The following is a 12,307-nucleotide window of genomic DNA, read 5'->3' as shown; positions in this document are numbered from 1 at the left end:
GACCTCAGGCGAACACCGACAAGCCGGCAGCGTTGGAGACCAGTTCCAGCGCCATCATGGCCCGTACCGAATTGCCACGTGCATCCAGACGCGGCGACCAGGCGCAGATGCTGCCGCGGCCCGGCAGCACGGCCAGCACGCCGCCGCCCACGCCACTCTTGGCCGGCAGGCCGATGGCAAAGGCAGTCTTGCCGGAATGCTCGTAGGTGCCGGTGGTGAGCATGAGCGCGCAGATACGCTGCGTCTGCTGCGCCGTCAGCAACTGCCGTCCCCCTTCGATCCCGTTACCGCCATTGGCCAGGAACAGCGCGGCACGTGCCAGTTCCGTGCAAGAAGCCTCGATGGCGCAACTGGCGCAATAGGCCGTCACCACGTCGTCCACTGCATTGACCATGTTGCCGTGGCTCTGCATCAGGTGGGCCGCTGCGAAGTGGCGCGAGGCGCAGCGCAACTCGCTGTGAAAGACCTCCGAGTCGTAATTGAGATCGCCGCTGCCGGTCAGCTCCCGCAGCAGCGCCACCATCGCCGATTCCAGATGCGTATGCCGGCTCAGCAAGGCGTCCGTCACCACCAGCGCGCCCGGATTCAGAAACGGATTGCGCGGGATGCCGCGCTCCAGCTCCAGTTCGATCAGCGAATTGAACGGATTGGTGCTGGGACTCTGCCCGACCCGCTCCCACAGGCATTCGCCATGGCTGCGGTAGGCCAGGGCCAGCAGGAACAGCTTGCTGATGCTCTGGATGGAAAAGCGCGTCGCACTGTGCCCTACCGCATGGACTGCGCCGTCGAGGGTGGCGACAGCCATGCCGAACTGATCCGGGTCGACCTGCGCCAGGGCCGGGATGTAGCTGGCCAGTTCCCCCTCCTGGCGACAAGCCTCGGAGAGATGCGCGGCACGCCTGAGGATCTCGGGCCAAGGCTGCGCGGCAAAATCACCGGCACGTGCCGACCGCGCACGGCCGGCAACATCGCCCATCACGGCCGACTGCCACTGCAGGGGATCAAGCTCCGGCGATTTCACGCAGACACACCCAGATAGCGCTGCACCAGTGCGACCCAGTAGGCGACACCGGCATCGATGATGTCGTCGTTGAAATCGTAGAAAGGGCTATGCAATTCCCGCGAAGCGGCCCGCCCGGTACCCTCGCCAGTGGCGATCAGGCCGTTGCCGAGAAAGGCGTAGCAGCCCGGCTTGTGGTGCAGGTAGAACGCGAAGTCCTCGGAAGCGAAGGCCGGCTCGGTCTCGCCATCGACCTGCTCCGTGCCGACGGCCGCCATCATGGCCTGCATGGCCTCGCTGGTTTCTTCGGGATGATTGACCAGCGCCGGGTACAGGCGCTCGAAGCTGAACGACACCCGCAGGTCGAACATCTTGCCGATGGACTTGGCGATGGATTCCATGCGGCGCTCGATGAGCTCAAGCGTATCGTCATCGAAGGCGCGTACCGTCCCGGCCAGGGTGGCCTGCTCGGGGATCACGTTGTCGGCGCTGCCCGTGTGGATCTGGGTGACCGAGAGCACCGCTGGGTGATTGGGGTTGACGTTGCGCGTGAGGATGCTCTGCCAGGCCAGCGTGAGCTGCGCCGCCGCCACCACGGGATCGATGCCGCGATGGGGCTGGGCAGCGTGGGCACCACGTCCGTACAGGGTAGCGCTGAAGGTATTGCTGGAGGCCATCAGCGGGCCGGGGCGCACGCCGAAACTGCCCGCCGGCAATCCCGGCCAGTTATGCAGGCCAAAGATGGCGTCGGTGGGAAAACGCTTGAACAGGCCATCCTCGATCATCGACCGCGCACCTGCCCCGCCCTCCTCGGCCGGCTGGAACACGAGGTGCACGGTGCCATCGAAATCGACCGCATGGCTCAATCTGGCCGCTGCGCCCAGCAGCATGGCGGTGTGGCCGTCATGGCCGCAGGCGTGCATCTTGCCGGCGCAGGTGGAGGCATGGGCAAAGGTGTTTTCCTCCTTCATCGGCAAGGCATCCATATCCGCACGCAGCGTGATGGCGCGCGACGAACTGCCCTTGCGCAACGTGCCCACCACGCCGTAGCCACCGATATTCTCCTCGACCTGGAGACCGTATCCGCGCAGCAGACGGGCCACGTAGCCGGCGGTGCGCTTTTCTTCGAAGCGCAGTTCGGGGTGGGCGTGCAGATGACGCCGTATGGACACCAGATCCATCTCTTCGGGCACTTCCAGGCGCCCATGCTTGTTCATCTCCATGTGGAGTCCTCTACAGGTTGGTGGGGGGCAAACCTCATGCACGGCGCCAGGGCGAGAGCCAGGAGGTCACGAGGCGGGCCAAAAAATCAGAGCCAGCGACCTCAGGCCAGCGCCTGCTTGCGCTGCATGCGTACCAGAGCGCCGATCAGGGCCAGGCTCAGCAGTGCGGCCACGGTCAGGTACAGGCCGATGATGAGCTTGTCGCCGCTGACCTGGATCAGTGTGGTCACGATCATGGGCGTGAGCCCGCCGAAGATCATCACACCCAGGGCGTAAGAGGTGCCCACGCCGGTGGCACGATAGCGGGTCGGGAAGATATCGGACATGACCAGCGGCGCACAGGCGGCATACAGGCCCAGCGTGACGGAGATGGCGATCTGTACCATCAGCAGCATCGGCAGGGTCGGGGTGGCCACCAGCAATTTGAACAAGGGATAGGCCAGCACGCCCGCCAGTCCGGCACCCCAGGCCATGGGCTTGTAGGGGCCGATGCGGTCCGCCAGCATGCCCACCAGCGGGCAGATCAGGAGCAGGGTCAGACCGGAAGCGATCTGGCCCAGATAGGTCGACGCTACCGGCATCTTCAGTTCACGCACTGCATAGGTGGTGAAGTAGTTGGAGACCTGGGTTGCCACGGTCCAGAAGATCATGATGGCGATGCCGATCAGGATGCGACCGAAGTTGGCCTTTACGCCCGCGAGGAAGGAATCTGCCGGGCCTTGCTCGATGCTGCGCTCGAACTCCGGCGTCTCCGGCAGTGCGCGGCGGATGTACCAGCCCACCGGACCGATCAGCAGCCCCACCAGGAAGGCCACGCGCCAGTAATCCTGCAGCATGCGCTCCTGGCCATACACCACGGCGATGGTGAAGCCGACCACGCCGCCCAGCAGCACCCCGCCGCCCTGCGCCATCTGCTGGAAGGAGCTGAAGAGGGCACGATTGCGACCGGATGCATTTTCCACCAGCATGGCCACGTTGCTGCCGATCTCGCCGCCGGCCGAAAATCCCTGCAGCAGACGGCCGAATACCAGGATGGCAGTCGCGGCGATCCCGATCGAATCGTAGGACGGACAGAGCGCCGGAATGATGGTACCCAGCGCCATCAGCAGCAATGTGAAGCTCAGCGCCTTCTTGCGACCGACCTTGTCGGCATACTGCCCCAGTACCAGTGCGCCGATGGGCCGCACCACGAAGCCGGCGGCGAAGGTCATGAAGGTGAACATCAGTGCCGCATAATCGTCGCCACTGGGAAAGAAGGTCTTGGAAATGGCCACGGCGAAGATGCCGAAGATGATGAAATCGTAGATCTCGAGAACGTTACCGATGGTGGCCGCGATCACCGCGCGGCGTTGCGTTTTCGCGTCCAACCCGTTGGCTTGGCTGTGCATAAGGTCTCCACTTGTTATGTTTGGTGGCCGAAGTGTAGGTCTTATGCCCTATACTGAAAACTTCCGTTTAAATATAAGAACCATACTCGCAAGGTATAGATCCGCCATGATCGAATTTCGTCATCTGCGCTATTTTCTCGGCGTGGTCGAACACGGCAGCGTCGCCGAAGCGGCGCGCCGACTGCATATCGCGCAACCGGCCCTGAGCCGGCAGATCAAGGATCTGGAAGAGGAAGTGGGGGCGCTCCTGTTCGACCGCAGCGTCCGTGGTGCAACCCTGACCGCCGCCGGACAGCAACTGGCCATTGATGCCCGCCGCATGCTGGGGGAGCTGCAAGAAACGCGTCAGCGCGTCGCGCGCGTAGCCGAGGGCGTGGAAGGCAATCTGCGCATGGGCATCACGCCCAATTTCGGCTGGCATCCCCGCATACTGGGTTCGCTGCGCAGCTTTCACCAGGCCGAGCCACGGATTGCCATGTCACTGGAACCGGGCCTGTCGGCCCGGCAACTGGAACGGATCAGGGAAGGTGAACTGGATGCCGGTTTCCTGGCCTGGCGCTATCCGCCCAACGACCAGTTCCTGGCGGGTGAATTCAACGAGATCGAAGTCTTCGAGTGTCGACTCAAACTGGCGCTACCCCGCGACAGCCGGCTGGCCCGCCAGGTACCAGTCCATCTGTCGGCACTGCGCGAGGAGCCGGCGATCTGGTTCCCGACCGAGGTGGCGCCGGGTTACGACCAGTTCCTGGACTACCAGTGCCAGACGGCTGGACTGGTGCCGCGCAAGGCGCAACTGGCCAGCGACGTACTGAGCATTCTCGGCCTGGTGGCCGCCGGCGTGGGCTATGCCATCGTCTCTGACGTGAGTGCCTATACCTGCCCGGAAGGCGTGGTGCTGGTCGACCATCCGGAACTGACCATGCGCCACCCCGTCTCCTTCGTCTATCGCGCCGATAACGGCAACCCCACGCTGGGCCGCTATATCGCCCATCTGGAAGGAGCCCAGCCGCTGCCCATGACGGACACCACCGGCTAACGCGGCTGGGGCACGAGCAGGCGCGGCTGCGGCGGCGCGCCGACAGCCACCACCGGCGACGATGCCAACGCGTGCCGGGAGGCAGACGACGCTTCTCCGGCGTGCGTCCCGATCGCGAAAATACTGACCACCTGCGTCAGCTCGCCCGCCTGCGCACGCATCGAAGCGGCAGCGGCGGCGGCCTGTTCGGCCAGGGCAGCATTCTGCTGGGTCAGGTCGTCAAGCTGGGCCACGGCATCGTTGACCTGCTGGATGCCCTCGCTCTGCTGGGCAGTGGCCACGCTGATGTCATCGACAATGGCATGGACGTGCTCAACGCTTTGCACCACACGTTGCATGGTGGCGCCGGCCACTTCCACCAGCGCGCTGCCGGCCACCACCTTCTGCACCGAATCATCGATGAGCGACTTGATCTCCCTGGCGGCGGCCGCCGAACGCTGTGCCAGGGAGCGCACCTCCGACGCCACCACCGCGAAACCGCGCCCCTGCTCCCCGGCGCGAGCGGCTTCCACGGCCGCATTCAGTGCCAGGATGTTGGTCTGGAAGGCGATGCCGTCGATCACGCCGATGATGTCCACGATCTTGTCGGACGACGCGTGGATCTTTTGCATGGTACCGACCACCTTGCCCACCACCGACGCGCCCTCGCCCGCCACCGATGATGCCGAGGCCGCCATCTGGCTGGCCTGGCGGGCGTTGTCCGCATTGGTACCCACGGTAGCGATGAGTTCTTCCATGGCCGATGCGGTCTCTTCCAGCGCCCCTGCCTGCTGCTCGGTGCGCGAGGAGAGGTCGAGATTGCCCTCCGCCATTTCAGCGGAGGCCAGCGTGATGGAATCGGTGCCGTGCCGCACCCGGCTGACGATATCGCGCAGGCGCTGACTCATGTCCTGCAGGGCCGTCATCAGTTGCCCGATCTCGTCGCGCGAGGCCGGGCTGACGCTGGCCGTCAGATCACCCCGAGCCACCCGCTCCGACAATCCCACTGCCTGTCGCAGCGGACGCACGATGCTGCGCGTGAGCAGCCAGGCACAGGCCACGCCGAAGAACAAGGCTGCTGCCTCCAGCACCACCAGCAGGATGCGGCTGTCACGCGAGAGCCGCTCGATGTTCTGCGAAGCGGCATCGATTTCAGTCTGCTGCGCCTGCTGCAGCGTCCGTACGGCCGCCAGATACAGCTTGGCCAGCGGCATGAATTCCTGGATCAGGGTACTGCTGGCCAGCTCCTGTTCACCGGTGGATTTGAGATCCATGATCTTGAGGAAGATCTCCTTGTAGCGGCGCTGGTATTGGCCTATTTCCGCCAGCAGGGCCTGCTCTTTCCCTGCCACCAGCAGCGGTGTCAACTGCGCCTGCAGGTCTGCGATTTCCTTGTTGGCGGCGATTTCCTCGTTGAGAAAGTAACTGCCCAGCGTCGAATCGACACTGCGCGACATCGCCACCGAACGCATCACGCCAGCGCGCAGGCTGCCGACCCAGGCAGAGATGAGGCGCTCCTTCAAGGCCGAATGATGGACCATCTCATGGGTGACATCGGAGACGATCTGCAGGCGCCAGATACCTAGCACCATGACGAGGATGGACAAGGCCAGCACGATGGCGAAACCGACCGCCAGGCGGGTCCCGATACGGATACCAGAAAGAAATTTCATTGCCGTTCCTTGCGAGAGCGGATGCAGATGCGGATGTGGATAAGGATGGGGAGGTGAAGCACGGCCGACGACTGTTCCATCCGCAGAATGCGGCGCGCGAGGATCGCGCGCCGCCAACTGGTGGGTCTTACTGATAGGTGGTGGCGATCTTCTCGGGCAGCGGTACGTTGAGCCACTTCTTGACCAGACCATTGAGTTCGCCACTCTTCTTGGAGGCGGTCAGCACGTCGTTGATCTTTGCCACCAGCGCAGTCTCGCCCTTGTTGACGCCGACGAAACAGGTCGACACATTGATGACGTACTTCAGCACCGGCTTGTTGGAGGGCGTCTTCTCGGCCAGCGAATAGGCGACGAAGTCACCCGTGCCTACAATCTGGACCTGCCCGGCGACATAGGCCGACACCAGTCCGTTGTTGTCTTCGTAGCGCTTCAGGACGGTGGTCTTGGGTACCGTATCGGTGAGCATCAGATCTTCGAAGGTGCTGCGGGTGACGCCCACGGTCTTGCCCGCCAGATCGGCCGGGCCGCTGATCTTCAGCGCAGCGATACCAAAGACGCTGTTGTTGTACGGCGCGTAACCCTGCGAGAAATCCATCACCTTCTCGCGCTCGGCATTCTTGCCGAGGGTGGAGATGATCATGTCGATCTTGTGGCTCTGCAGGAAGGCCACCCGGCTGGAGGTGGGGACCGGGATCAGCTCGGCCTTCACGCCCATGCCCTTGGCCACCAGCCGTGCCACATCGATATCCAGCCCCTGCAGCTGCAGGTCGCCATTGACCGCGCCGTAGGGCGCGAAGTCCTGCGGCACGCCGATCTTGACGACCCCGGCCTTCTGGACCGAGGCCAGCGTGTCGGCCATGGCCGCGCCACCCGCAGCAGCAGACAAGGTGATGGATGCGGCAATGGCGAGCTTGATGACGTGCATGGTGTTCCCCCTGAGATGATTTCCGGACGCGCCGGAAGGTCTGATGTAAGGCCATCCAGCGATGGCTGGCGCCAGTGTAATCAGCCCCTATCAGGCTTGGAAATTACCGAGTTGCGATAGGGCATATACCCTGAAGGTATATGAAGAACCAAGCAGGACGCGGCTCCCGCCGGGCGGGAGGAAATCATTTAAACAATATCCAGAATGATCGCCCGGCGGGAACACCATGCCTGTACCGCCAAACATTATTGAGTTGTGATCAACAATGATTTGCCGACGGAGCACTTCAAGCAACAAAGGATTTGTCCGATACTCGATCGCACTGATGCCGCCGCCCAGGCAGTTCCCGTCTGGCGGCCCTCATCGTCAACGCAAAGGACAAGACATGCACAACGCCCCCACCCCTTCCCCCCTCCCCGCGCTGGGCCTGGGCACCTTCCGCCTCAAGGACCAGCAGGTCATCGACTCGGTACGCACCGGCCTGGAGCTGGGCTATCGCCATATCGATACCGCGCAGATCTACGGCAACGAAGCCGAAGTCGGCCAGGCGCTGGCCGAGAGCGGCGTGGCCCGTGATGCGCTGTTCGTCACCACCAAGATCTGGACCGAAAACCTGTCGCGCGACAAGCTCATCCCCAGCCTCAAGGAAAGCCTGCAGAAGCTGCGCCTGGAACAGGTCGACCTGACGCTGATCCACTGGCCCTCGCCGCAGGACGCGCTGCCGGTGGCCGACTACCTGCAGACACTGGCCGAGGCCAAGGCCCAGGGCCTGACGCGCCTGATCGGCATCTCCAATTTCACCATCACCCACATGGAGCAGGCCATTGCCGCCGTCGGTGCCGACCAGATCGCCACCAACCAGGTCGAGATCCATCCCTTCCTGCAGAACCGCAAGCTGATCGAGTACGCCCGCACCCAGGGCATCCACCTGACCGCCTACATGCCCCTGGCCTATGGCAAGGTGATGCAGGATGCGACGCTGCTGGAGATCGCTGCCAGGCACGGTGTATCGGCCGCGCAGGTGGCGCTGGCCTGGTCGCTGCAACAGGGCTTCGCGGTGATCCCCTCGTCCACCCGGCGCGAGAACCTGGCCAGCAACCTGGCCGCGGGCAAGATCAGCTTGTCAGACGCCGAGATGAGTGCCATCGCAGCACTGGATCGCGGCGAGCGCCTGGCCAATCCGGACTTTGCTCCGGCGTGGGATTGATGCCGCCTCGCAGCATTGCCCCGTCTCGATCCGGCCCTGCCGGTGACGAACTCAGTTGAGCGCCTGCACCTCCCTGGCAACTGCCGCGATGATGCCGACGGCCTCATCGATCTGCGACGGCGAGATGTTCAAATAGGGAATGGCACGCACGCCCCGCTCCCCGGATGGCAGAACATGCAGCCCACGGGCGTGCAGCCTGTCGACGAAATCGCCGGCCGTGGTCGAAGTGACTTCGAAGCGGACGATATTGGTTTCGACCGTGGCCACATCGATGGCGATGCCGGGTATCCCGGCGATGCCTCTTGCGAGAATTCTTGCGTGGAGGTGATCGTCGCCGAGTCGCTCGCGATGGTGACGCAGCGCATACAGGGCGCCGGCAGCAATGATGCCCGCCTGACGGAAACCGCCACCGATCTGCTGCTTGAAGCGACGGGCGCGCGCGATGAATTCCCGCGAGCCTGCCAGTGCGGAACCGACTGGCGCTCCCAGCCCCTTGGAAAAGCAGACACTGACGGAATCAACGTGCCGCGCATATTCGCGCTCCGTGATGCCGGAGGCGGCCGTGGCATGCCACAATCTGGCACCGTCAAGATGCAGGGCGATGCCGCGCTGCCGCGCCAGTTCGCACACCGCGGCCATCTGCTCGATGGGCCAGACCTTTCCGCCTCCCAGGTTGTGGGTATTTTCCAGGCACAGGAGTTTCACCGGTGCCGGAATCGTGCTGGGGAAGAAGCGGTGCGACAGGCCCAGGGCGCCACTCACATCGGCGGCCGAGAACACACCGCGCGCGCCCGGTAGCAAGCGCGGCAGCACGCCCGCGAAAGCCGCCGGCGCCCCGCCTTCCAGGATGTACACATGGGCGTTCTGATCGAACAGTACCGCATCGCCCGGTTCGGTATGGGCGCGGATGGCGACCTGGTTGGTCATGGTGCCGGTCACCATGAACACTGCATCCTCCTTGCCGAGCAGCGCGGCAACCTCGCGCTCCAGTTCTTTGACGGTCGGGTCGTCGCCATAAACGTCGTCACCGACCACTGCATCCCGGATGGCGTCGCGCATGGCCTCGGTAGGCCGACTGCAGGTATCACTTCGAAGATCAATCACGGCACACCTCGCTTCAATGATGGAGCAAGCAATATGCGCGCGGCGCGGTCTCGGGATTTGGATAATCTTGCTATTTTCTAGCGACCGATCCGGCTCGGCGCTACACCGTAGAAGGTCTTGAACTCACGACTGAGATGCGCCTGATCGCAATAGCCCAGCTCGATGGCGACCCGCCTGGGCTGGCGGCCGGCCAGCAGCATCGTCTTGGCCATGGCAACCCGCCGCTGGATCAGGTAGCGATGGGGCGCCATGCCGTGAATGGCCTTGAACTGGCGCAGCAGGTGGTAGGGGCTGACCCCGGCCACCGACGCCAACTCCTCCAGCGAAGGACTGGCGACCAGATGGGCATCGATGAATTCCCGCGCATGACGGACTGCCCGCGGCGCAGCCGCCTGCTCCAGCCTGCGCTGACGGAACTGCGCATGCCGGGCGAACAGCTGGATCACTGCCGCAGTCAAGAGCGAGCTCACCTCCAGTCGGCTCGCATGGGGCGACGCCGAACTGCAGTGCGCCGCCCGCAACATGACAATGGTCTGGTCATCGAAGATCACGTTCCGGGCAAACCAGGGCAAGCCAGCCGGATGGCCGGCTTCCCGCTCGAAGAGACGGCAGACGAAGTCGGGCGACAGATAGACCATCCGGTAATCCCATCCCTGACCGTCGGCGGGGCGTCCTTCGTGTACGTCGCCCGGATTGATGACGCCGATCGATCCTTGCGGCATGGTCAGCCGCTTGCCACGGTCGTGCTGGAAGGCCTGAGCACCTCGTTCGATGATGCCGAAAGCATATTCATCATGCGCATGCGGTGGAAAATGGTGGTTGTGATAGCTGGCGGCAAGCAGTTCGGCACCGCCGAAGTCCGCCTCGCGCCAGAGGCGCACCAGATTGGATCGTTCGGAAGCAGGTGGCGATTTATTCATGGACGCAGACGAGGAATTCGATACCGTGGATGAACAAGGATAAATGACAAGCATCATGCATGCCCACCAGCCACGACCAGGGACCGCGCAGGCCAGGCCGGGACCAGGTACCGGTGGCAGGCTTGATCGCTTATGATGAAGCCTTTTCTCCATCCCCAGGAACCACCATGCCCCGCGTTACCCTTGAGCAAGCAGAACTGAATCGTGACCGCATCGAACACGTCTCGGCGCAACTGTTTCGCGAAATGGGCATCGACCGGGTCAGCGTGATCGACCTGATGAAGGCCGCCGGCCTCACGCACGGCGGTTTCTACGGCCACTTCAAATCCAAGGACGAGCTCGCCGCCATCGCCTGCACCCGCGCCTTCGATCTGTCGCGCAACAAATGGCACGCCCAGGCCGCCCAGAGCCGATCACCGACGGACGCCATCGAGGCCATCATCGGCCGCTACCTCAGCGAGGAGAACCGCGACGCGCCCGGCAAGGCCTGCCCGGCCGCCATGCTGGCCAGCGACGTGGCACGCGTGGACGAGGACAAGCCGGTGCGGGCCGCCTATCGCGCCGGCCTGGATGACCTGCTCGACAGCCTGACCGCACTTCAGCCACAAAGTGGACCCAAGACCCGCAGACGACGCGCCATCGCCCAGCTCTCCACCATGGTGGGCGCACTGCTGCTGGCGCGGGCCAGCGGCGCGACCGCTCTGTCCGGCGAGATCCTCGACGCCACCCGGAAGGAATTGCTCTCGGACCTGAAGGAAAAGCGGCCCTAGAAATCCCGCCATGTCCTGCGCCTAACGGCCCCGGACGGGTCTCCTGCACGCCCATCGAACCAGCTACCGCCTCCCGAGTAGGGTGCGGTGCATATTTTCTCCGATTTATATATTATGATCATAATTTATTTAACGGATCAATGAACATGAAGATACTGGTTCTCGGCGCTGGCGCCATGGGAGGATATTACGGTGCACGTCTGATTGAAGCGGGCCAGGACGTCAGTTTCCTGGTGCGTGAGCGGCGTGCCCGGCAATTGCAACAGGAGGGACTGGTCATCGACAGCGCGCTGGGCAACTTCGCCGGCCCGGTCAAGACGCTGGTCTCCGGTACCGCCATCGCGGCGGAGTTCGACCTCATTCTGCTGGCCTGCAAAAGCTACGACCTGGACGGTGCCATCGAGACCTTGAAGCCACTGACGGGGCAGAACACGGTCATCCTGCCCATTCTCAATGGCCTGTCCACCTACGACAGCCTGGACGCCACGTTCGGTCGGGATCGCATCCTCGGTGGGGTGTCCTATATCGCGACCACGCTGGACAAGAACGGCCATATCCAGCACCAGGGCAGCAACGACAGCCTGAGCGTAGGCGCCCGCGCCAGCAGCAGCGAGAGCATCGCCAGGGCGTTCCACGCCGCCATCGCACGCACGCCAGGTCTGCGACAGTTCTCCGACAACATCGATCAGGCGCTGTGGAACAAGTGGGCCATGATCGCGGCCGGCGCCGCCGTGACCTGCCTGATGCGCGGCAACATCGGCCAGATCCTGGCGACGGCCGGGGGTGAGTCACTGGTGCGCCAGGCCATCGCGGAGACCACCTCGGTGGCCGCCGGCAGCGGCTATCCCCTGCCGCAGGTAGCGCTGGACCAGATGCACAAGCTGCTGCTGTCACCCGCTTCCACCTGGGAAGCCTCGATGGCGCGCGACATCGCCGCCGGCATGGCGCGGCTGGAAGCCGACGCCATCATTGGCGACATGCTGACCCGGGCCCGGCAGCTCGGCATCGAGCTGCCCTTGCTACGGGCGGCCTATTGCCACCTGCAGGTCTATGAACTGCGGCAAGCCGCCAATTGAGCTGCA

The 12,307-nt window shown here is 63.8% G+C and carries 11 protein-coding genes; 4 read left to right on the top strand and 7 right to left on the bottom strand.

Translation table 11 applies throughout. From position 1 onward, the window contains the following. Positions 1-4: 4 nt before the first annotated feature. The 3 genes from HWE04_RS03510 to HWE04_RS03500 form a co-directional block, all read right to left on the bottom strand. Entirely contained in the window at positions 5-976 is a 972-nt protein-coding gene (locus HWE04_RS03510) for a glutaminase (protein WP_274620039.1), read from the bottom strand. Between the two features lie 41 nt (positions 977-1,017). Further along, positions 1,018-2,223, bottom strand: coding sequence for a M20 aminoacylase family protein (locus tag HWE04_RS03505; protein ID WP_241811508.1), 1,206 nt, complete (start codon positions 2,221-2,223; stop codon positions 1,018-1,020). A gap of 101 nt (positions 2,224-2,324) precedes the next feature. After that, entirely contained in the window at positions 2,325-3,611 is a 1,287-nt protein-coding gene (locus HWE04_RS03500; RefSeq protein WP_241811507.1) for an MFS transporter, read from the bottom strand. 106 nt (positions 3,612-3,717) lie between these two features. Between HWE04_RS03500 and HWE04_RS03495 the strand changes: the two genes are divergently transcribed. Beyond that, complete coding sequence (locus HWE04_RS03495) at positions 3,718-4,647, top strand: LysR family transcriptional regulator (RefSeq protein WP_241811506.1); 930 nt, start codon at positions 3,718-3,720, stop codon at positions 4,645-4,647. On the opposite strand, the gene HWE04_RS03490 is transcribed toward HWE04_RS03495, so the two are convergent. Next, positions 4,644-6,299 (bottom strand): methyl-accepting chemotaxis protein, encoded by a 1,656-nt coding sequence (locus HWE04_RS03490; protein WP_241811505.1) that lies wholly within the window; start codon positions 6,297-6,299, stop codon positions 4,644-4,646. The two genes, HWE04_RS03495 and HWE04_RS03490, sit on opposite strands and share 4 nt — an antisense overlap. A gap of 127 nt (positions 6,300-6,426) precedes the next feature. Beyond that, complete coding sequence (locus tag HWE04_RS03485; protein WP_241811504.1) at positions 6,427-7,224, bottom strand: transporter substrate-binding domain-containing protein; 798 nt, start codon at positions 7,222-7,224, stop codon at positions 6,427-6,429. Between the two features lie 385 nt (positions 7,225-7,609). Here HWE04_RS03485 and dkgB point away from each other — a divergent pair, with 385 nt between their 5' ends. After that, entirely contained in the window at positions 7,610-8,431 is an 822-nt protein-coding gene (gene dkgB, locus HWE04_RS03480) for a 2,5-didehydrogluconate reductase DkgB (protein WP_241811503.1), read from the top strand. Positions 8,432-8,482: 51 nt separating this feature from the next. On the opposite strand, the gene HWE04_RS03475 is transcribed toward dkgB, so the two are convergent. Then, the gene (locus HWE04_RS03475; RefSeq protein WP_077236549.1) at positions 8,483-9,535 is read right to left on the bottom strand and encodes a threonine aldolase family protein; all 1,053 of its coding nucleotides are present in this window, start codon (positions 9,533-9,535) and stop codon (positions 8,483-8,485) included. Between the two features lie 77 nt (positions 9,536-9,612). Beyond that, complete coding sequence (locus tag HWE04_RS03470) at positions 9,613-10,455, bottom strand: AraC family transcriptional regulator (RefSeq protein ID WP_158243295.1); 843 nt, start codon at positions 10,453-10,455, stop codon at positions 9,613-9,615. A 167-nt stretch (positions 10,456-10,622) separates the two neighbouring features. Here HWE04_RS03470 and HWE04_RS03465 point away from each other — a divergent pair, with 167 nt between their 5' ends. Then, positions 10,623-11,225: a TetR/AcrR family transcriptional regulator gene (locus tag HWE04_RS03465; protein WP_102663166.1), complete on the top strand. Its 603-nt coding sequence runs from the start codon at positions 10,623-10,625 to the stop codon at positions 11,223-11,225. Between the two features lie 146 nt (positions 11,226-11,371). Beyond that, positions 11,372-12,301: a ketopantoate reductase family protein gene (locus HWE04_RS03460; protein ID WP_241811502.1), complete on the top strand. Its 930-nt coding sequence runs from the start codon at positions 11,372-11,374 to the stop codon at positions 12,299-12,301. The last annotated feature ends 6 nt before the right edge of the window (positions 12,302-12,307 follow it).

It is taken from the genome of Herbaspirillum sp. C7C2 (assembly GCF_022627865.1).
Taxonomy (GTDB): domain Bacteria; phylum Pseudomonadota; class Gammaproteobacteria; order Burkholderiales; family Burkholderiaceae_D; genus Herbaspirillum; species Herbaspirillum frisingense.
This window is presented reverse-complemented; position numbering and strand designations above follow the sequence as displayed.

What these genes read in the sequence shown, in the direction of transcription:
- HWE04_RS03510 (WP_274620039.1), bottom strand. Translation starts at nt 976, where the DNA reads ATGGGCGATGTTGCCGGCCGTGCGCGGTCGGCACGTGCCGGTGATTTT.
- HWE04_RS03505 (WP_241811508.1), bottom strand. Translation starts at nt 2,223, where the DNA reads ATGGAGATGAACAAGCATGGGCGCCTGGAAGTGCCCGAAGAGATGGAT.
- HWE04_RS03500 (WP_241811507.1), bottom strand. Translation starts at nt 3,611, where the DNA reads ATGCACAGCCAAGCCAACGGGTTGGACGCGAAAACGCAACGCCGCGCG.
- HWE04_RS03495 (WP_241811506.1), top strand. Translation starts at nt 3,718, where the DNA reads ATGATCGAATTTCGTCATCTGCGCTATTTTCTCGGCGTGGTCGAACAC.
- HWE04_RS03490 (WP_241811505.1), bottom strand. Translation starts at nt 6,299, where the DNA reads ATGAAATTTCTTTCTGGTATCCGTATCGGGACCCGCCTGGCGGTCGGT.
- HWE04_RS03485 (WP_241811504.1), bottom strand. Translation starts at nt 7,224, where the DNA reads ATGCACGTCATCAAGCTCGCCATTGCCGCATCCATCACCTTGTCTGCT.
- dkgB (WP_241811503.1), top strand. Translation starts at nt 7,610, where the DNA reads ATGCACAACGCCCCCACCCCTTCCCCCCTCCCCGCGCTGGGCCTGGGC.
- HWE04_RS03470 (WP_158243295.1), bottom strand. Translation starts at nt 10,455, where the DNA reads ATGAATAAATCGCCACCTGCTTCCGAACGATCCAATCTGGTGCGCCTC.
- HWE04_RS03465 (WP_102663166.1), top strand. Translation starts at nt 10,623, where the DNA reads ATGCCCCGCGTTACCCTTGAGCAAGCAGAACTGAATCGTGACCGCATC.
- HWE04_RS03460 (WP_241811502.1), top strand. Translation starts at nt 11,372, where the DNA reads ATGAAGATACTGGTTCTCGGCGCTGGCGCCATGGGAGGATATTACGGT.